19 protein-coding genes are annotated in these 19814 nt (G+C 65.9%); 11 read left to right on the top strand and 8 right to left on the bottom strand.

The features are described 5' to 3' along the window. The 3 genes from BLU17_RS31280 to BLU17_RS31275 all read left to right on the top strand — a co-directional run. On the top strand, positions 1 to 996 hold a 996-nt coding region (locus tag BLU17_RS31280), incomplete at its 5' end, for a cytochrome c oxidase subunit 3 (RefSeq protein ID WP_143189391.1). Positions 997 to 1031: 35 nt separating this feature from the next. After that, positions 1032 to 1436, top strand: coding sequence for a cytochrome C oxidase subunit I (locus BLU17_RS33440; protein ID WP_176929259.1), 405 nt, complete (start codon positions 1032 to 1034; stop codon positions 1434 to 1436). Then, complete coding sequence (locus tag BLU17_RS31275; protein WP_245747110.1) at positions 1433 to 2731, top strand: c-type cytochrome; 1299 nt, start codon at positions 1433 to 1435, stop codon at positions 2729 to 2731. Before BLU17_RS33440 ends, BLU17_RS31275 begins: the two co-directional genes overlap by 4 nt. A gap of 88 nt (positions 2732 to 2819) precedes the next feature. Here BLU17_RS31275 and BLU17_RS31270 read toward each other — a convergent pair whose 3' ends face one another. Next, positions 2820 to 3122 carry a hypothetical protein gene (locus tag BLU17_RS31270; protein WP_092006373.1) on the bottom strand — a complete coding sequence of 101 codons (303 nt, stop codon included), beginning with the start codon at positions 3120 to 3122 and terminating at the stop codon, positions 2820 to 2822. A 122-nt stretch (positions 3123 to 3244) separates the two neighbouring features. Between BLU17_RS31270 and BLU17_RS31265 the strand changes: the two genes are divergently transcribed. After that, the gene (locus tag BLU17_RS31265) at positions 3245 to 4006 is read left to right on the top strand and encodes an MgtC/SapB family protein (RefSeq protein ID WP_092006370.1); all 762 of its coding nucleotides are present in this window, start codon (positions 3245 to 3247) and stop codon (positions 4004 to 4006) included. A 3-nt stretch (positions 4007 to 4009) separates the two neighbouring features. On the opposite strand, the gene BLU17_RS31260 is transcribed toward BLU17_RS31265, so the two are convergent. From BLU17_RS31260 to BLU17_RS31255, 3 genes are all read right to left on the bottom strand, one after another. Further along, positions 4010 to 5791: a glycoside hydrolase family 15 protein gene (locus BLU17_RS31260; RefSeq protein WP_092006367.1), complete on the bottom strand. Its 1782-nt coding sequence runs from the start codon at positions 5789 to 5791 to the stop codon at positions 4010 to 4012. A 169-nt stretch (positions 5792 to 5960) separates the two neighbouring features. After that, entirely contained in the window at positions 5961 to 6083 is a 123-nt protein-coding gene (locus BLU17_RS34355) for a hypothetical protein (RefSeq protein ID WP_281247878.1), read from the bottom strand. Positions 6084 to 6128: 45 nt separating this feature from the next. Next, the gene (locus tag BLU17_RS31255) at positions 6129 to 7928 is read right to left on the bottom strand and encodes a thiamine pyrophosphate-requiring protein (protein ID WP_092006364.1); all 1800 of its coding nucleotides are present in this window, start codon (positions 7926 to 7928) and stop codon (positions 6129 to 6131) included. A 286-nt stretch (positions 7929 to 8214) separates the two neighbouring features. Between BLU17_RS31255 and BLU17_RS31250 the strand changes: the two genes are divergently transcribed. From BLU17_RS31250 to BLU17_RS31240, 3 genes are read left to right on the top strand one after another with little or no spacing between them, the layout of a single operon-like run. Next, on the top strand, positions 8215 to 9393 hold the full coding sequence (locus BLU17_RS31250; RefSeq protein ID WP_092006361.1) for an HlyD family secretion protein: 1179 nt from the start codon (positions 8215 to 8217) through the stop codon (positions 9391 to 9393). A gap of 32 nt (positions 9394 to 9425) precedes the next feature. Next, positions 9426 to 11006 carry a DHA2 family efflux MFS transporter permease subunit gene (locus BLU17_RS31245; RefSeq protein ID WP_092006358.1) on the top strand — a complete coding sequence of 527 codons (1581 nt, stop codon included), beginning with the start codon at positions 9426 to 9428 and terminating at the stop codon, positions 11004 to 11006. A gap of 1 nt (position 11007) precedes the next feature. Further along, positions 11008 to 12606, top strand: coding sequence for an efflux transporter outer membrane subunit (locus tag BLU17_RS31240; protein WP_143189390.1), 1599 nt, complete (start codon positions 11008 to 11010; stop codon positions 12604 to 12606). On the opposite strand, the gene BLU17_RS34350 is transcribed toward BLU17_RS31240, so the two are convergent. Further along, a complete protein-coding gene (locus tag BLU17_RS34350; protein WP_281247877.1) occupies positions 12603 to 12734 on the bottom strand; it encodes a hypothetical protein in 132 nt (43 codons plus the stop codon). The two genes, BLU17_RS31240 and BLU17_RS34350, sit on opposite strands and share 4 nt — an antisense overlap. Positions 12735 to 12761: 27 nt before the next feature. Further along, complete coding sequence (locus tag BLU17_RS31235) at positions 12762 to 13442, bottom strand: CHAD domain-containing protein (RefSeq protein WP_245747109.1); 681 nt, start codon at positions 13440 to 13442, stop codon at positions 12762 to 12764. Between the two features lie 80 nt (positions 13443 to 13522). On the opposite strand from BLU17_RS31235, the gene BLU17_RS31230 reads away from it, so the two are divergent. From BLU17_RS31230 to BLU17_RS31215, 4 genes are read left to right on the top strand one after another with little or no spacing between them, the layout of a single operon-like run. Then, the gene (locus BLU17_RS31230; protein WP_092006355.1) at positions 13523 to 15190 is read left to right on the top strand and encodes an FAD-dependent oxidoreductase; all 1668 of its coding nucleotides are present in this window, start codon (positions 13523 to 13525) and stop codon (positions 15188 to 15190) included. After that, positions 15190 to 16266 (top strand): hypothetical protein, encoded by a 1077-nt coding sequence (locus tag BLU17_RS31225; RefSeq protein WP_092006352.1) that lies wholly within the window; start codon positions 15190 to 15192, stop codon positions 16264 to 16266. Before BLU17_RS31230 ends, BLU17_RS31225 begins: the two co-directional genes overlap by 1 nt. A 15-nt stretch (positions 16267 to 16281) precedes the next feature. Further along, positions 16282 to 16899, top strand: coding sequence for an SAM-dependent methyltransferase (locus BLU17_RS31220; RefSeq protein WP_092006349.1), 618 nt, complete (start codon positions 16282 to 16284; stop codon positions 16897 to 16899). 9 nt (positions 16900 to 16908) lie between these two features. Continuing rightward, positions 16909 to 17829, top strand: coding sequence for a cation diffusion facilitator family transporter (locus BLU17_RS31215; RefSeq protein ID WP_092006346.1), 921 nt, complete (start codon positions 16909 to 16911; stop codon positions 17827 to 17829). A gap of 28 nt (positions 17830 to 17857) precedes the next feature. Here the strand turns inward: BLU17_RS31215 and BLU17_RS31210 are convergent, their stop codons facing one another. Both BLU17_RS31210 and BLU17_RS31205 read right to left on the bottom strand, forming a co-directional pair. Next, on the bottom strand, positions 17858 to 18580 hold the full coding sequence (locus BLU17_RS31210) for a PIG-L family deacetylase (protein ID WP_092006343.1): 723 nt from the start codon (positions 18578 to 18580) through the stop codon (positions 17858 to 17860). A 166-nt stretch (positions 18581 to 18746) separates the two neighbouring features. Then, positions 18747 to 19454, bottom strand: coding sequence for a glycosyltransferase family 2 protein (locus tag BLU17_RS31205; protein ID WP_092006340.1), 708 nt, complete (start codon positions 19452 to 19454; stop codon positions 18747 to 18749). Positions 19455 to 19814: the final 360 nt, after the last annotated feature.

The raw sequence follows: 19814 nt of genomic DNA, 5'->3' as shown, positions 1-19814 counted from the left end.
CCGCCGCCGTACAACTTCGCGATCCTGCCGAGCGTGCGCTCGCGCGATCCGCTCTGGCAGCCCGACGCGAACGTGCCGCGCACGGGCTACCTGCTCCATCGCGGGCGCGAAGCGCTGGGCGTCACGCCGCTCGCGGGCGAACCCGACGTCATCCTCAAGATGCCCGAGGACAGCTACGCGCCCTTCGTGCTGGGCGTGGCCTCGACGCTCGTGTTCGTCGGGTTGCTGTTCCATTCGACTCAGTTCACCGCGCTCGCCGGGCTCGCGTGCGGACTCGCGCTGCTCTCGTGGCTGTGGCCGCGGCGCTCGCTCGGACAGCGCGAACCGTTCGCGCCGCAAGGCACCACGCCCGCCGGCAAAGTCGCCGAGACGGCGGCCGAGTCGATCACGATCCGAAGCGAAGACGAAACCCTCGCCCTGCCCGTCGGCAGTGCCGGCGAACATGCGGGCGGCTGGTGGGGCGTGCTCACGCTCGTCGTGACGGAAACCGCGCTGTTCGGCTATCTGATCTTCTCGTACCTCTATCTCGCTTCGCAAAGCGCACAGCCCTGGCCGCCCGAAGGCCTGCCCAAGCTCGGCATGAGCGGACTGAACACGGTGCTGCTGCTCACGAGCAGCGTGTTCGTGTGGCTCGCGGGCGCGTTCGTGCGGCGCACGCGCTCCTGGCCCGCGTTCTGGTCGATGATCGTCGGCATTGCGCTCGGCGTCGCCTTCGTCACGATCCAGTTCTTCGAGTGGCACGACCGGCCCTACGGGCTCGCGACGAATCTGTATGGTTCGCTCTACTTCACGATTACGGGCTTTCACATGGCTCACGTGATGGCAGGCGTGCTGATGCTCGCCGCGCTCGCGTTCTGGATCGCGCGCGGCTATTTCGACGGCCGACGCGATGCGGCGCTCACCATCGGCGGCCTGTATTGGCACTTCGTCGATGTGGTGTGGCTCTTCATCTTCTCCGTGCTCTATCTCTCGCCTTACTGGATGCGAGGACGATGATGCAATCCGCCGCGTCTCCGGTTCCTCCAGCACCCGTGCCCGCACGCATCCGGCCCACGCTGCGGCAGCATATTGCCGTGTGGTACGGCATTTTTGGTGTACCGGCCATCTGGGCGGCCCACGTGCTGTTCTGCCAAACGCTCGCGGCCACGGCATGCGCGGGCGGCGTCCCGCAACGCAATGGCGAGCCCTGGCAGGTCGTGCACTGGACGCTTGCGCTCGTCTCCGCCGCCGCATTCGCGCTGGCGCTCACCGGCGCGCTGCTGGCGGAGCGCACGTGGCGCGCCAGCGCCGCCGTCAACACGCCACAGCGCGACACATTCGGCTTTCTCGCGTGGAGCAGCACGGCCGTTGCCGTGGCGTTCACGATCGCGCTCGTGTTCACGACAACGGTGCTGTTCGCGCTGCCGCTCGAACATCTATGCGGGGCGTTGCGATGAATGCACGCGCCTGTTCGAGCGCTTTGCTCGCCGCCCTCGTGCTGCTCGCCGGCTGTCACCGCAACGAGCCGTTCGCGACGACGAAACCGCCGCCTGATGCCGCCCAGATCGCGCTCGGCGAGAAGCTCGCGAAAGCGGGCGATTGCGCCTCGTGCCACGATTCCGCCAAACGCGAACCCTTCGCCGGCGGTCTCGCCGTCAATTCGCCGTTCGGTCCCATCTACGCGAGCAACATCACGCCCGACCCCGTGCACGGCATCGGCGACTACACGCCCGCGCAGTTCGCCGCGGCCTTGCAGCGCGGCGTGGCGCGTGACGGTAAGCGGCTCTATCCGGCGATGCCTTATCCGTCGTTTGCGGCGCTCCACGCAAGCGACGTCAACGCGCTCTACCAGTACGTCATGTATGGCGTAAAGCCGGTGCCGAACGCCGCGCCGCAAACGCATCTGCCGTTTCCGTTCAACCAGCGCTGGGTGATGCTGATCTGGCGTCTCGCGTTTGCTCAGCATGGCCCCTTCGAACCGGACCCTGCGCACTCCGCGCAGTGGAATCGCGGCGCGTGGCTCGTGCAGGGACTTGGCCACTGCGGCGCGTGCCACACGCCGCGCGGGCCTGCCTACAACGAAATGGGCTACACGCAAAGTAGCCCGCTCTACCTCACGGGCGGCGTGACCGACCACTGGTACGCGCCGAATCTCACGGGCGACCCCGGCAGCGGTCTTGGCCGCTGGAGCGCCGACGACATCGCCGCGTTCCTGCGCGACGGCCACAACGACCGCGCGTATGCGTTCGGCGCCATGGCGCCCGTGGTGAGCGCGAGCACGCAATACCTGGGCGACGACGATCTGCATGCCATCGCCACGTATCTGAAGTCGCTGCCCGCACGCGAGGAGAGCGGCCAGTATGCCGATTCCGCCGCCGCGCGCGCCTCGACCATGGCGGTACTGCACGGCGGCACGCCGGAGCGGCCCGGCGCGGGCCTCTATCTTTCGTACTGCGCGAAGTGCCACGGCGCGGATGGCGTGGGCAAACCCGACAAAGCGCCGCCGCTCGCGGGCAGTTCGCTCGCGCTCTCGTCGGACCCGACGAGCATGCTGCGTCTCATCGTGGAAGGCAGCCAGAGCCCGCAGACGGGCAGCGGCGGCGAACCGCGCAAAATGCCGGCATTCCGCACGCAGTTCACCGACAGCGAGGTCGCGCAGGTCGCGAGTTTCGTGCGGGGCGCATGGGGGAATAACGCCGCGCCCGTGGCGCCTCCTGAAGTCACGCGGCTGCGCGCAGCGATTCATCGCTGAAAGGACGCTTCAATCGAAAAATGCGCGGCGCGTGGCGGTTCAACGCCGCACGCCGCGTTCGTGTGCGCCTGTTAGCGCTTGTTGGCGCTTATTGTCCCTTGGTATCGCTGCTCGCGTCCGCACCCGGGGTGTTGGTCGTATCGTTCATCTGCTTTTGCTTGTTCACGTGCTTCGTGTGATGCGTGGTCGACTTATGCGTGGTGCCCGTGCCAGATGGATTCTGTTCAGCACTTTGTGCCGGGTAGGCGTCGCTGGCGCCGCCGGTCGCCCCGCCCGGGCTCGTGCCGGTGCTGCCCGCCCCGCCGCCCGAGCCCTGCGCGAGCGCGAGACCCGAAGATGCAGCCAGCGTGAGACTAACGAGTGCAGGAATGAAAGAGTGACGTGGTTTCATGATTGGCTTTCCTCATCATCGTGGCGAAAGAAATGCGGGTGTCTAGTCTGGAACCACTCGCGCGCATCCCCTCTTTCGCAAGTGCCGTGCCGTGAATCATCGTTGCATTTTCGTCGCACGGCATGCGTATTGCGGTCACGTATTGCGAGGCAACTCCGATTCTCATTTACCCGCCCCATGAACCCGATGCCCTCATCGTTAGCTGGCCCGATTTCGCGGCGCGCCTGGCCGTCGCGATCGTGGCCGGTGCGCTGATCGGCCTGAATCGCGGCGAGACGGGCAACGCGGCCGGGCTGCGCACGACGATGCTTGTCTGCCTCGCCATGCTTCAGGTGAACGTGTTATTGCTACAGCACGGCAAAGCTCAGGATTCCTTCATCACGCTCGACCTCATGCGGCTACCGCTCGGCATTCTCTCGGGTGTGGGCTTTATCGGCGCGGGGTCGATCCTGAGAAAGGATGGGCTCGTGCAAGGCGTCACGACGGCGGCCACGATGTGGTACGTGACGGTAGTAGGGCTTTGCGCAGGCGGCGGCCAGTACGTGCTCGCGATTGCAGGCACTCTGTTGGGGCTCGTCGTGCTGCAAACACTGGACCACCTCGAAGATTTCCTGCCGCGCGGGCGGCGCGCCTATGTGACGCTCGGCCATGATGCGGGAGACGACGCCCGCAAACTGCTCGACGATGCACTAAGCGGCCGCCGTTGCCGCGTCGTGCTGCGCGGCGTGACACATCACACGGCCGAAACGGCCTCGCACCAGCGGCTCGACGCGTTGTTCGAAGTGCGCTGGCGTGCCCGCCCCGACGACGACGCCATGGAAGCGGCGCTTTCCGCGCTCGTTGCGTGCATGCACGAAGAAGCCTCGTGGTCTAACGAACGATGAAGCTCAGCTGCCTCTGCGGTGGCCCTTCGCCGAGCCGCTCAAAAGCAGCGCCGTCTTGACGACAGCGAGATGACTGAGCGCCTGCGGAAAATTGCCCGCCAGCGTGCCTGTGCGCACGTCGTATTCTTCGGCTAGCAACCCCACGTCATTCGCCACCGCAAGCACGCGTTCAAACTGCTCGCGTGCGGCGTCCTCGTCGCCGCGCAGGTAAAGGCAATCGGCCATCCAGCATGAGCAGGCCAGAAATGTGCCCTCGTTTGGCGCGAGATCATCGCCGCGGCGCCAGCGGCCAATCAGCCCGCCATCGCCCAGTTCCCTGCGGATCACGTCGATGGTTGCTGACATGCGTGGCTCGTCGGCGCGCATGAAGCCCACCAGCGGCATGAGGAGCACGCTTGCGTCGAGCCCCGTCTCGCCATAGCAGCGCACGAACGCGCCTTGCTGCGCGTCCCACGCGTGCGTGCCGACTTCCTCATGGAACTTGTCGCGCTGTTCAATCGCACGCTGCACGAAAGGGTCGCCTGCCCCGGGCCCGTCCTTGCACCAGTGCTTGATGAAGCGGTCGAGCGCCACCCATGCCATGACTCGCGAAACCGTATATTGGCGCGCCGCGCCGCGTGTTTCCCAGATGCCCGAGCCGGGCTTGTCGCTGTGTTCGAGCAGCCAGCCCACGATGCGAGCCTCGAGATCAACCTCGTCCGCCGTCGGATCGATGCCGGCCCGGCGGGCGAGATAGAGACAATCGAGCCCTTCGCCGAACACGTCGGGTTGATATTGCGTCGCGGCTGCGTTGCCGAATCGCACCGGCCTCGCGCCCTGCCAGCCAGCCAGGCTCTCCACGCAGCGCTCGCGCGGCACGCGGCTGCCGTCCACGCAATACGCTACGTGAATGCGTCCGTGCGACGTGCCGAGCGTGCGCAGCAGCCAATCGCGCCAGGCGCGCGCTTCGTCGTGAAAACCGGCTTCCAGCAGCGCCTCCAGTGCGAAGCTCGCGTCGCGCACCCAGCAGTAACGATAGTCCCAGTTGAGATCGCCGCCCGGCGTTTCCGGAAGCGAGGTGGTGGGCGCGGCGACCATCGCGCCGCTGGAGCGGTCGATCAGCGCCTTGAGCGTGAGCAGCGAGCGGCGCACGGCTTGCGGCCAGAGCGTGCGGCTATCGTCGAAATCATTGATCCAGCGCCGCCAGTGACGTTGCGTGTCGTGCAGTGCCGGTACGGCGGTGCTGGTATCGAGGCCTGCGCACTCGTCCGGGCATAGCGTGAAGGCAACGCGCTGGCCGGCGCGTACGGTGAAAATGGCCTGGAGTGAGTGGGCGCGAGCCTCCAGTGGCACATCTGTGCGCAGGGTCACGGCACCGCACGACGAGCACACGGTGGCCACGCCGTTGTTGCCGACCGTTGTCTTCGCAGCGACCGCGCCCCGCAACTGCAAGGCGGTGCGCACGGCCACGCTGCCGTGCAGGCCTTCCACAATACGCACAAGGCACGGCTCGCCCGTTGCCGCCGCCATGAAGTCGGTCACGCGCACGCTGCCGGGTTCGCATTCGTGCTCGGTCTCGACAACGAGCGTGTCGGGCTGGTAACTACGGTTCACGCGGCGCGGCGCATCGACGGGCGCGAGATGCCAGCAGCCGTCCCGTTCGCCGCCCAGCAGTGCGGCAAAGCAGGGCGCGCTGTCGAAACGCGGCCAGCACAGCCAGTCGATCGAGCCGTCGCGACTCAGCAGCGCGGCACTGCGGCCGTCCGCAAGCAAGGCGTAGTCTTCTATAGAACGGGTCGTGGTCATAGGCACCAGCGCCGTCGGCGCACGATCGCGCGTAATCAGTCAGAGCCCAGCACTTCGGTTTCCCGAATGGTTCACCGCAAAAAAAGGCGGTGCCGTTTGGCTCCCGGAACCGGGCATGCATTCGACGCTCGCATCGATTACAGGTAACGCTTGCAAGGGCGCGCGCTTCTCAAAGCGCATCGTGCCACTGGCGCATCACCACGAGCTTGCCGTGCGAGTGGGTGTGTGCAAGATGCTCGAAGCCCCTGGGCATCTCGTCGAAGGCGAAGCGCTGCACGACCTCCACCTTCACCGCACCTGGCTCCGGTTGCTGTGTTTAACGAGTACGCAGGCACACTCAAGGCTTCTTGCCCGGAAGCACGCTCGCCATCACCTGACGCGCGGTGTTTGAAATGACGCCGCCTTCGCCGGGGTCGCCCTCCATCAGCGCGCGCGCGAAATGGCGCGCCTGTTCGATCGTCACGTGCGGCGGTAGCGGCGGCACCTCAGGATCGGTCTTCACCTCGATCACCACAGGACGCGACGCGGCGAGCGCCTGGTCCCAGGCTTCGCCAAGCCGTTCTGCGTTGTCCACATAGATGCCCGTGAGCCCGACCAGCTCCGCGAAGCGGTGATACGGCACGTCGGGAATGTCCTGCGAGGCCTCGAATTTGGGGTTGCCCTGCATGACGCGCTGCTCCCACGTCACCTGGTTGAGGTCTTCGTTGTTGAACACGCAGCAGATCCAGTGCGGGCTATCCCATTGCCGCCAATACTTGGCGACTGTCACAAGCTCGGCCATATTGTTCATCTGCATCGCGCCGTCGCCCACGAGTGCGATCACGGGCCGGTTCGAATACGCGAACTTGGCCGCTATGGCGTAGGGCACCGCGGCGCCCATGGAGGCTAGGCCGCCCGAAAGCGAGCACATCATGCCGCGCCGGATCTTCAGGTCGCGCGCGTACCAGTTGGCGCACGAGCCCGAATCGCTCGTGACGATCGCGCCTTCGGGCAAGCGCGGCGAAAGCTCGGTCACCACACGTTGCGGGTTCACCTTGCGACCGGTCGCCGGCGCTTGCGCGCGCTCCTCCAGCACCCTCTGCCAGCGCTCGCCCGCATGCACGATGCGGTTGCGCCAGCTCGTGGAATTCTTCTGTTCGAGCAAGGGCAAGAGCGCGCGCAGGGTCGCCGCGCTGTCGCCCACGAGGCTCACTTCCATCGGGTAGCGCAGACTCAGCATGCCCGCGTCGATATCGATCTGCACCGCGCGCGCTTCGCCCTCTTTCGGCAAAAATTCGGAGTACGGAAAGCCTGATCCGACCATCAGCAAGGTGTCGCATGCCGACATCATTTCGTCGGTAGGCTTGGTGCCGAGCAGGCCAATGCTGCCCGTTACCCAGGGGATATCGTCCGGCACCGCGGCCTTGCCGAGCAGCGCCTTCGCCACACCGGCCTGCAGCCGTTCGGCAACGGCGATGACTTCGTCGGTAGCGTGCATCGCGCCCGCACCCACGAGTATCGCCACACGGTGCCCCGCATTGAGCACCTCGGCGGCGCGCTTGAGGTCGGTTTCGCGCGGCACGACCTCGGGCGCGGCGTACCCTACACCAGAGTGCGCCGTGCCGTGCTTGCGCGCAGGCGGCTCGTATTCGAGTTCCTGCAAGTCGTTGGGCAGCACCATGGCCGTGACCGTGCGCCGAGAAAGCGCAATGCGCACCGCGCGGTCAACGACGTGGCGCACCTGCGCAGGCACGCTCGGTTGCTGCACGTATGCGCCCGCCACGTCCTTGTACATGGAGACGAGATCGAGTTCCTGCTGATAGTGCGCGCCGATCGCGGCGCGCGCTTGCTGACCCGCGATGGCAAGCACCGGCATGTGGTCCAGGCGTGCGTCATAGAGCCCGGTGAGCAGATGGGTGGCGCCGGGGCCGGAGGTGGCGATGCACACGCCCAGTTCGCCCGTGAACTTGGCATGCGCGCTCGCCATGAAGGCCGCCATTTCCTCATGGCGTGCCTGCACGAATTCGATTTTTCCCTCAGCGCGCTGAAGCGCCCCGAACATGCCGTTGATGCCGTCGCCGGGGTAGCCGAAGATGCGCCGCACGCCCCATTCATACAGCCGCTCGACGATGAAGTCGCTTACCGTTGTCGTCGCCATTTGCCGTTCTCCTCGCGGGTGGTCCCTGAATCGTCTTCACGGCTCCCCAGCGCAAACGTCGAACCCGGCAGAACGCTTACGCACACGGGTCGATTCACGTGAACGAAGCGCGAATGGGCACAGCGATTGCTATACGCGACTGCGAGCGGCCGGCGTCCTGAGCGCGAAGCGCCAACCGTTCCCGAATCGACTTCCGCCCCCTTTCTGAGGACCTCACATTCCCGCGAGCGCCGCATGAGTTCTTTGTCACTTTCAACCGAATTCGCCTACGGGCAGGGAGCCGCGCATGCCTGAGCAGAAAGCGTCGCACGGCATCGGCGCATGGACTCGGGCACATCGCGGCAAGCCGCGCCGCACTGGCGGGGCGAAGTCCGGAAACGACGCGTCGAAAAAGGACGCTGGCAAGAACGCCAGGCGCAGCGGCAAAAAGCCCGGCAAAAAACCGCTCATCGTGCTCGGCATCGTGCTGGTGCTTCTTGCGATCGTCGCGTTCGTGTGGTGGTTCATGACACGCAACGAAGTGAGCACCGACGACGCCTATACCGATGGCGACGCCGTCACGATCGCGCCCAAGGTGTCGGGCTACGTCACGCAGCTCAACATCAACGACAACGTGTTCGTACACAAGGGCGACCTGATGGTGCAGATCGACCCGCGCGATTATGCGGCCCAGGTCGATCAGGCGCGCGCACAGTTGGGGCTTGCCAAGGCGCAACTGCTCTCAGCCCAGGCGCAGCTCGATATCGCGCGGGTGCAGTACCCGGCGCAATACCAGCAGGCGCGTGCGCAGATCGAAACGGCGAACGCGAACTTCGCCCGCGCGCAGGCCGATTACGATCGCCAGCATGGCGTCGACCCCCGCGCCACGACCCAGCAGAACATCGACACCGCCACCGACCAGCAGCGCGTGATGCATGCCGACGTCATGAGCGCGCAGGCGCAGTTGAAAACGGCCAGCCTCGTGCCCCAGCAAATCCGCCAGGCGGTGGCTTCCGTGGACGTGCATCGCGAACAGGTCGCGCAGGCCGAGGCGCAGCTCGATACGGCACAACTTAATCTCGCATGGTGCGATCTGCACGCGCCTTCCGACGGTTGGGTCACGCGCCGGAACGTGCAGTTCGGCAGCTTCCTTCAGGCGGGTACGTCGCTTTTCACGATCGTCACGCCGCAGGAGTGGATAACCGCCAATTTCAAGGAGTCCCAGCTCACACGCATGCGCCCGGGCGACAAGGTCAAGATCAGCGTGGACGCCTATCCGAACCTGGAACTGCACGGCCACGTGGACAGCATCCAGCTTGGCAGCGGCTCTCGCTTCTCCGCGTTTCCCGCCGAGAACGCCACGGGCAACTTCGTGAAGATCGTGCAGCGCGTGCCGGTGAAAATCGTGATCGACGACGGCTTGCCCGGCAACCGCCCGCTGCCGCTGGGCCTTTCCGTCGTGCCCACGGTTTATCTGACCGATTGAGCGCGCCGCCATGAGTCCGTTATGAGCCCGTTATGAGCAATGCGCAAAGCAACTGGCACCCCGCCGGCAACCCCTGGCTGATCGCGATTGCCGTGACGCTGGCCGCGTTCATGGAAGTGCTGGACACGACCATCGTGAACGTCGCACTGCCGCATATCGCGGGCACGATGTCGGCGAGCTACGACGAAGCCACCTGGGTGCTGACCTCGTATCTCGTCGCCAATGGCATCGTGCTACCCATTTCGGCGTTCTTTGGCCGCGTGCTCGGACGCAAGCGCTATTTCATGGTTTGCATCGTCGCATTCACGGTGTGTTCGTTCCTTTGCGGCGTGGCGACGAATCTCGGTCAGCTCGTAATCTTTCGCGTGGCACAGGGCTTTTTCGGCGGCGGGTTGCAGCCTAACCAGCAGTCGATCATTCTCGACACGTTCCCGGCCAGCCAGCGGGGGCGCGCGTTTTCCATTTCCGCCGTGGCTATCGTCGTCGCGCCGGTGCTCGGCCCAACGCTCGGCGGCTGGATCACGGATAACTTCTCCTGGCGCTGGGTCTTCCTGCTCAACGTGCCCGTGGGCGTGCTCACCACGCTTGCTGTCCTCCAGCTCGTTGAAGATCCGCCGTGGGTGAAGCGCGAATCGCAGCAGCGCATGGACTGGCGCAATGTGGACTTTTGGGGCATCGGGCTCATTGCCGTGGGCCTGGGTTGCCTCCAGGTGATGCTCGATCGCGGCGAGGACGACGACTGGTGGTCCTCGCCCTTCATCGTCACGTTCACGGTGCTCGCGGCGCTCGGCATTGTGGGCGCGATCTTCCGCCTGCTCTATGCGAAGCACCCGGTGGTGGACCTGCGCTGCCTGCGCGACCGCAATTTCGCGCTGGGCTGCTGCATGATCGCCGCATTCGCCGCGGTGCTCTACGGCAGCGCGGTGATCGTGCCGCAACTCGCGCAGCAGCAGCTTGGCTACACGGCCACGCTCGCGGGCCTCGTGCTTTCGCCGGGCGCGCTGCTCATCACGCTGGAGATACCCATCATCAGCCGCCTGATGCCGCATATCCAGACGCGCATGCTCGTCTTCACCGGCTTTATCCTGCTCGCCATCGCGCTCATCTATGCGCGCACGCTAACACCCGACATCGACTACATCACGCTCGTCAAGCTGCGCAGCGCGCAATCGATCGCCATCGGCTTTCTGTTCGTGCCCGTCACGACGCTTGCCTACCTCACCGTGCCGAAGGAACTGAATAACGACGCTTCCGCGCTCTTCACGATGTTCCGCAACGTGGCCGGCTCGATCGGCATTTCGGTCTCCACGGCGCTGATCCGCGAGCGTTCCCAGGCGTGGATGGCGCATCTCTCCGCGCATATGTCGCCGTTTTCGCAGAACTACCATGACACGCTCACGCGAGAGGCGCAAACCGTCATGCAAAGCACCGGCGCGCCGCTCGCGCAAGCCATGCAGACTGCCAACGGTCACCTCTACGAAACGTTCGTTTCGCAGGCAACGATCCTTGCCTATATCGATGTGTTCGGCATTCTGGCTATTTTCTGCGTGCTGTTCACGCCGCTCGCGCTGCTCTTCTCGCCGGTCAAGGCTTCGGGTTCGGGAGGCCATTGAGATGCGCGCACTCCCGCTCATGCTCGCCGTCACTGCGCTCTGCGCCTGCACTGTCGGCCCCGATTTCAAGCCACCGCAGGCGGAGGCGCCCGCCGACTGGCGCGCCATACAGCGCGGCGCCAGTGAGGCGCGGCAAGAGCCGCAGCCGCGGGCCTCCTCCACGCCAACCGTCGAAGCCGACCCCGACCCGCTCTGGTGGCGCAGCTTCGGCGATTCGACGATGGACTCCCTGATCGAGCGCGCGCTGAAAGACAATCCCGACCTGCGCATAGCGGTCGTGCGCATTGCCGAGGCGCGCGAGCAAACCCAGCAGGCTGCAGCGCAAGGTCTACCGAACGTGCGCGCAAGTGGGAGCTACAAGCGCGAACAACTCGGCGCGAAAGGCATCCTCGAGTCGGCGGGCGTGTACAACAAGGTCGACGCGCTCGGCGAACCCAACTCGCCCATCAACCAGATCGCGCCGGGCGCTGGGGCGAGCGTGGAGCGCGGCGCGCAAAGCGCTCTCAACCAGCTCACCGCGCCCGTGAACCTGTGGCAGTTGGGGTTCGACGCCTCGTGGGAGCTGGACCTGTTCGGGCGCGTGCGGCGCTCGGTCGAAGCGGCGAACGCACAGGCCGAGGTCGCGATCGAATCGCAGCGCGACGCCCAGGTTTCGCTCGAAGCCGAAGTCGCGCAGACCTATTTGCAGTTGCGTGGCGCGCAAATGCTGCATGCCACGGCCGTCAACCTGATCGCCGAACAGCGCGAGACCGTGGAACTCGCGAGCAGTGCCGCAAGGCACGGGCTGGAAAGCGAACTGGACGTGGAGCGCGCGCAGGCCCAGCGTGCGCAAACCGAGGCCCTGCTGCCCCAGTACGACCAGCAGATCGCGCAGGCGCTCAACGCGCTCGCGGTGCTGGTGAACGAAACGCCCGGCGCGCTGGACGCGGAACTCACGCCGCCCGGTGTGCTGCCCGGCATGCCGCCCACGGTGCCAGTCGGGCTGCCCGCTACGCTCGCGCGCCGCCGTCCCGACATTCGCCGCGCCGAAGCCTCGCTGCACGCGGCCACGGCCAACGTGGGCGTGGCCGTCGCGCAGTTCTACCCCGACATCTCGCTCACCGGGCAGGTCGGCACACGTGCGACGTCGCCGCACGATCTCGCCCACTGGGCGAGCCTCTTCTGGTCGTGGGGGCCGAGCGTTTCACTGCCGGTATTCCAGGGCGGCGCGCTCGTGGCCAATCTGCATCTTTCGAAACTCCAGCAGGTCGAGGCGGCGCTCGACTATCGCAAGACCGTGCTCGGCGCGCTGCGCGACGTGAATAACGCGCTGGACGTCTATCGTACCGATCAGGCCCGGCTCGTCTCGCTTAACGAGAGCGCCGGCGCCCAGCGGCGTGCATTTGATCTCGCGCGCGAGAGTTATCGCAAGGGCCTCGTCTCCTTTATCGACGTCCTCGATGCAGAGCGACAATTGAGCAGCGCCGAGCAGAACGCCCAGCAAGGCGAACTGCAAGTCTGCACCGACCTCGTTTCGCTGTACAAGGCGCTGGGCGGAGGCTGGGAAAATGCTACGCCCCTCGCAACGTCTTCGTCAGTTCCCAGCGCGATGACGCCCTAGCCGAGCATCTTGCCCGCCGCGCGACGGCGGCGCTTGCGCTCGCGCTTGAGGTCCGCAAGCGCGACGTCGGCGCTCGCTGCATCGGCGAAAACCTCGCGGTGCTGGGCAAGCAGGCGTTCGCTGCTCACGGCGTCATTGAGCGATCCAAACCGGTCCTAAAGCTTCCTGAGCGCCTTGACGTGCCGCAACTCGCGCCGCGGCAACGTCGATTCGAAGAATTCCAGCACGTAGCGCAACCGTTTCGCTCCTTTTCGAACCTCATGCCATGCGGCGTAGTCGCTACGTTTCGCATGTCGTGCGCGGCGCATGCGCTTGCGCAACGCGCTCCGCGCCAGCCGTACGCGTTCATGTGCGAGGCGCTTCATCGGCGTACGGTGCGCGCAAGTGTTCAGTTCGCGATTCATTTCGTGCAACATGTCGCGCAACGCGTGCTTGAGGTCGGTGGCTTCGAGCGTCTGCCACGCGTCCTCGCGGGCCTCGCGCCGCGCGGCCTCGACGCGCTCGGCCGAAAACGCCAGGTCGCCTTTCGTGCCGGTCTTCCCGTCGAGCAATGCCATGGCGATGTCCCAGTCACGCGCCTCGCCTGCCGCTGACGCTGCGCGCTTGAGAAACGCACGCTGCGGCTCGGCGAGTTTGCGCCCGAGCAGTGGCCGCCACGCCCACAACAGTGTGCGCAGCCGTCGCAACGCGACGCGTAGCTTGTGCAGTTTCTCAGGATCGGAGCCCGGACTCCCGGCTCGCGCGAGCGCTTCGTCGATCAACGGCTTCGCGTGGCGCGAGAACTGCGATTGCGCGTCCTTACGCCCACTGCCTTGTCTTGTATCCACCTTGTCCATGTGCCCCTCCCACTGCTGAGCGCTTGCCTGTGCTGCCCTGTGGTGCTCCGGCTGCATAGGCAATTAACCCACCGCAAGTGATGTGCCACTGCAGACTTTCGATGCAGCGACAGTCCATGCATCCCGGCACGTTGTTTGCGCTCGCCCAGGTCGAATCGGCTGATCGGGAGCGTGCGATGGCGAGGTGGATCAAGGCAATGGAGATTGCGGCGCTGCCTGCGCAAAGCATGCAGCGCGTGGAACTCGAAGGCGTCGCGGTATTGCTTGTGAACGCTGGAACGGGGTCACATGCGCGAGTACGCGCATTTTCGGCGAATTGCCCGCATGCGGGCGCACCGCTCGAACAGGGTGCGCTGTACGGGGAGCGTGTCGTGTGTCCCTGGCACAAGGCGGCTTTCGCCGTCGAGAACGGTCACTGGCTGGAACCACCTGCACTCGAGGGCCTGAAAATATACCCGGTGCGCGTCGATTCGGACGCCGTGTTCATCGACCTCGAATCGGGTCGCGCCGTGCCGCAAGACCAAAAACAAGCCAGGCGCGAGTCGCAGCGCCACATCGCGATCATCGGCGGCGGTGCCGCAGCGGCAGCGGCGGCCGCCACGCTGCTCGAAGGCAGCTTCGCAGGCAATGTGACGATGTTCGCCGCAGAGCCGCAAGCGCCCTACGACCGCACCTGCCTGAGCAAGTTCGTGCCGGCTGGCGAGATGAAGCCCGGCGAGGTCCCGGCTATTCTTCCCGAAGCCTTGACCTGCGACCCGCGCCTGCGAATTGAGCACATCGAAGTGACGCGCTTCGACGTGCCAACGCGACAGATGACGCTCGCGGACGGCCAGCAGCCCTCGTTCGACGCCGTGCTGATCGCGAGCGGCTCAGCGCCGTTGCGGCCCGGCATTCCCGGGGCGGAACTCGGCCATGTCTTCACCTTGCGAACGCTCGGTGACGCGGGCGGCATCCTCGAAGCGTTATCGCCAGGCGACCCCGTCATCATTCTGGGCGACAGCTTCATCGGCCTCGAAACGGCCTCGGCCTTAAGAAAACGCGGTGTGAAGGTCACCATCGTCGCGCCCAGCGGTCTGCCGCTGCAGCGGGTGCTCGGCGCGCGCGTCGGCGGCTTGATGCGCGAGTGGCACGAAGCAAATGGCGCGGTGTTCCACCGGGCAAAGGCCACACGCTTCGAGGGAGTCCGTACCGTCGAAAGCGTCGAATTCGACGACGGCCGAACTGTTCGCGCGAAAGCGGTGATCGTCGGCATCGGCGTGCGCCCCGCCACGCAGTTTCTGAGCGGTATCGAACTTGGCGAAGATGGCGACGTGTCGGTGGACGCCACCATGCGTGCGGCCCCGGATGTCTACGCCGTCGGCGACATCGCGCGCTTCCCGCTGGGCAGCATGGCAGGCACTCCAGGCTCTGCGCAGACGACCCGCATCGAGCATTGGCGTGTGGCGCAGCAACAGGCGCGTATCGCCGCGCTGAACATGCTTGGCGAAAACGTGCGCTACGAGGGAGTGCCTTTCTTCTGGACCGAGCATTATGACAAGCGCCTCGACTACCTCGGCCACGCCGGTAGCTGGGACGATATTGTGATATCCGGGCGTCCCGGTGATGAACGCTTCGCAATTCTCTATTTGCAGCTGGGTCGTCTCCAGGCCGCGCTGGCCTGCGGCTACGAGCGTGAGATGGCGCTACTCAGCGAGCGGATGCGCGAGCGTTTGTCTACCGACGAAGCACGCGGGATTCTGGGGCTGTGATGGAACACAGCCCATCTGTCTCTGTCCGCGCGCCAGCCGGTGACAGCAAGCACGGCCACTTCGACTTCGCGGCGCTGCTGAAAGGCTGCACGCTGCCGCTCGACGCACAGTCGCTCGCCGATGCTGCACGCCAGCTGGTCGCAGCGTGCCCGACGCTGCCACAGCCGGGCGGCGGCCACACGCTCGCGCGCTGGCAATTTCTCGCAGGGCTCGCCGGCCACGATCTCTCTCTCATCAAGATTTACGAGGCGCATGCCGACGCGCTCGCCATTCAGGCCGAATTCGCTGCGCCAGGCATGCCGCGCTGCGGTGCGGCAAGCAGCGCCGACCCCGCGATATGGGGCGTATGGGCCGCGCGCTCGCCATGCAACGAACTGCGTTACACGTCCAGTCGCAGCGGGCAGGTATTGCTTTCCGGCGTCAAGCCGTGGTGCTCGGGCGCGGCATTCGTCACGCACGCGCTTGTGACCTGCGTCGACAGCGACGATCGCGACTGGCTCGCTGCGCTGCCCGTTGGCCAGCCGGGCGTGACAGTCACGGCGCGCGGCTGGGAAGCAGTTGGCATGGCGGCGACGCAAAGCGTCGAGATCGACGTGCTCAACGCGCAGGCCACGCTCGTTGGTCCAAGCGGCGGGTACTTGCGACGCCCTGGCTTCTGGCACGGGGGCGCCGGCATCGCCGCCTGCTGGTACGGCGCGGCGGCGGCGCTAGCCGTGCGCCTGCGCGACGCGGCCCGTCAACGCGACGATCCTCACCTGAGTGCGCACCTGGGAGCGGCCGATGTGGCGTTGAGTGCCGCACGCGCATTGCTGCGCGAGGCGGCGCGGACAATCGACTCCGCGCCAGAGGCCGACTCCATGGCGCTCGCGCTGCGTGTGCGGGCCGCAGTCGAAAGCGCGGTGGATGCCACGTTGCACGCCTGCGCGCGAGGCCTGGGCGCGGCGCCGCTATGCCGCAACCGCTGGTTCGCCCGGATGGCGGCGGATTTACCCGTGTTCGTGCGCCAGAGCCACGCCGAGCACGATCTCGCCGCGCTCGCGAAGCGTACCGCAGCGCACGAGGACTGGTCGCTCTGAGCCTGCGGCCACACCATGGAACAACTCACCTCGCGCGCCGCCCACTTCGATGCACAGTTCGCGCGTGGCACCGACCCATGGCGCTACCACACAAGCTGGTACGAGGCACGCAAACGCGCGCTCACGCTCGCCGCACTGCCGCGCGCACTTTACCGCCGCGCCTTTGAGCCAGGCTGTGCGAGTGGGGAGCTTTCCGCGGCACTCGCGCCGCGCTGTGGACAGTTGCTATGCGCAGACTTTGCCCCGCGCGCTGTGGAGATCGCCCGCTCGCGCCTCGCGTCGTTCGCTCATGTGCAGGTGGAGCGGCGCGCCATGCCCGCCGACTGGCCCGCCGCCCGTTTCGACCTGATCGTGGTGAGCGAGATTGCCTATTACCTGGGAGAAGCGGGCTGCGCGGAAATGGCAACGCTCGCCGCAACGGCGCTTGAGGCGGACGGCACGCTCCTCTGCTGCCACTGGCGGCACGGCGGCGAAGCCTGGATGGTCGATAGCACGCGCGTGCACGACATCTTCGCGCACCAGGCACTGCGCGCCTCGCTGCATCGCGTCGTGCATGCGGAAGATGCTGACTTTCTGCTCGACGTATGGAGCGCGGATCCGCTCAGCGTGGCCCGCCGTGAACGCGCGTGCTGAGCACCAAAGATGCCGGCCACTGTCCCCCGCGCCGTGTACTACGCCCTCGCCTCGAATGTTGTGGTGGCGCTCTGCAAATTCGCGGCGGCCGCGTACACGAACTCCGGCGCAACGCTGTCCGAAGCGGTGCATTCCAGCGCTGATTGTCTGAACCAGGTGCTGCTTATTGCAGGACGGCGCGCGGCGCACAGCGGTCCCGACGAGGAGCACCCTTTAGGCTTTGGCCGTGAAACGCACTTCTACGCCATGCTGGTCGCGCTGCAGTTCTTTCTGGTCGGTGGTCTCGCTTCGATGGTGATCGGCGTGTGGCGTGTCTGGCATCGCACTGGCCTCGATCGCCCGGAGGTCGCAGTGGCCGTGGTCTTCGTCTCCGCGGTGGTCGAGGGCGCTTCGTTACGCGCATCGATCCTCTCGATCGACAGGAAGCGCCGTGCGGGTGGTCTTTGGCGCTGGTTTCGCGAAACCGGCGAACTGGAAACGATGCTTTCGATTGGCGAGGACGCCGCAGCACTTGCGGGGGTGCTCGTCTCGCTCACCGGCACCGGGCTCGCGACCCTCACAGGCCGGCCGGGATTCGACGCGCTTGGCAGCATTGGCGTTGGCCTCGTAATGATGGCGACGGCGGTACTTTCGCTACGGGAAATCAAGTCATTGATCGTTGGCGAGGCGGCGCGTCCAGGCGTGCGCAAGGCGATGCGCGCCTGGCTCGACGCGCGGCCCGAAATCGGCCATATCGTAAGCCTCGTGGTGCTACGCTGGTCGGACAGCCTGCTTGTCGCCATCCAGGCAGAACTCTCCGAACACTGCGATGCAGAAGAACTCGTGCGCGTCATCGACCGTATCGAGAACGCCTTGCAGGATGCTTTTCCGGCTGTGCGGTGGGTCTTCTTCGAGCCTGAGCTGCGTGAGCACGGCGAGCATCCGCCTTGATCTGCGTGCCGTCGCTATGCCCATGTCGTTATGCCCGCCTCACGCACCAGTAGCGCTCGGGCCTCGCGAGATCGGCGGGAAAGGCCGAGTCGAAGGCGCGTAGCTGACTTGCGTATTCGAGGATGGCGCGCCGCCTGATCGAAAGCGCGCGCGCGCCGAGGCGTTCCGGGCGCCAGGACTCGTCGAGTGGCGCAGCATGCAACCCACCCGCCTCGAGTTCAGCCAGACGCTTTTCCACGGCGCCGCGCGCCGCGCGATGAATCGCATCTTCATAGACGATGCAGGACCCCACCCGGCCCGTGCGCAGCAGGCGAGCCCACGCCTCGCCCACTCGCATATGGTCCGGGTGACGCACGCCCAGCGGCACGACGAGCGATGCGTCGACCGTGCAAGCACACTCGTACGCTTTCGCAATTTCATCCGCAAGCCTGCCGACATCAGGTAACGCGCCATATTGGCCGTCGAGAAAGGGCAACCGGATTGCGCGTGCGCCGAAGTGCGCAAGGGCGCGATCGTCTTCGCGCCTGCGCTCGCGCATCGCTTGCGTCGAATCGTCGAAGCCCGCGGCGCGATCCCACTGCGTACTCTGGGGATGTGCAGGCAATCCTGCGAACACCGTGCAGACGCATGCCCCCGGGCACGCGGCGAGTAGCGCAGCGCATCCGAACGCCGCATCGTCGAGATGGGGCGAGACCACGAAAAGCGGGCACGCAGTGCTCGCCGTTTCGGGACGCAGGCAATCTTTGTGCATCGCAGTCGTCCGTGTATCGATTAGCACTTCTTACGTAGGCGTGGCGCTGCTGTTGCCACGACCACCGCGAACAAGGAAGAAATGTTGGATCCGCATTTCCATGTGTCGCAGCAAACGGCGCCCGAAAAGCACCATGCAAGCCCCATTCCGCTGTTCCTAACAGATCTCAGCCGGCCGCGGCGATGGCGGTTGCATCGCCATCCTGCTCTTCGTTTTGCATCTCGCTCTGCGCCCACGCGGCGAGCGTGTCGCCAAAGCCACCGCGCACGCGTGCATCGAGCCTCGCGCTCGTGACCACGCGCGGCGCGGCGCTCCATGCGATCTTCGCACCTGTCGCATCCAGCATTTCGACCAGCGCCACGTCTTCGCCGCAAGCGAGCTGGGTGAAGCCGCCTGCGCGCCGATACGCCAGCGCTGACACGCCGAGGTTCGCGCCATGCACGTGGCGATGACCATCGGCGTCGCGGTAGCGCGCTCGCCACGCGTCGAGTGCGCGCGCGGGGTGGTGGCTCCAGTCGTCGACTGTCACCGGCCCGCACACGGCGTCGACTCCGAGCGCCAGTTGCGCGGAGAGCCAATCTGGTGCAACCCTGCTATCAGCGTCGGAGAAAGCAAGCCAGCGAGCCCCCCGCTCCAGCATCCAGCATGCGCCGGCCGCACGGGCAACACCCACGTTACAGGCATCGACAACCAGACTTTCCGCGCCCGTTCGCTGCACGATGGCAGCCGAGCCGTCTGTGCACGCGTCCAGCACCACCAGCACGCGCACGGGCTCGCGCAAAAGCACGGGGTGACGTGCCGCTGTCATGGCTGCTCGCAGGCAGGACTCAAGGAGGCATTCTTCGTCGTGCGCGGGTATCACGATGCCGATCATGGAGATCCTCGAGCCGTTGTGGGTTAAGCGTGGGTTGCGCATGCACCTGTCTCGGCCCGCGAGGAGCCTCATGTGAGCGCAAGCGCAACTCCAATACCCGTCGTGCTCGCGCTGCGGGCACGGGGCATGCGATTTGGCCGGAACCACGCATCGCGCTGCAACGTTCGTCACAATCCGCCTGCGTAGAGGAGCCGACACCATGAGCACCACCGTTGCCCATCATGCGCGCTGCACGATTCGGGGAGCACCCGCGATCGTCTCGTTCGTAAGCGATCCATTGTCGACGTCGCTCTGAGCGACGGGTCGAGCGCCATGATTCACTGAGAGGCGTGCGTGTGCTCAGCGCAGGGTAACAGGCAT

It is taken from the genome of Paraburkholderia lycopersici (genome assembly GCF_900096975.1).
Taxonomy (GTDB): Bacteria; Pseudomonadota; Gammaproteobacteria; order Burkholderiales; family Burkholderiaceae; genus Paraburkholderia; species Paraburkholderia lycopersici.
Note: the sequence above shows the minus strand (reverse complement) of the source record. Positions and strands in the feature narration are given on the sequence as shown.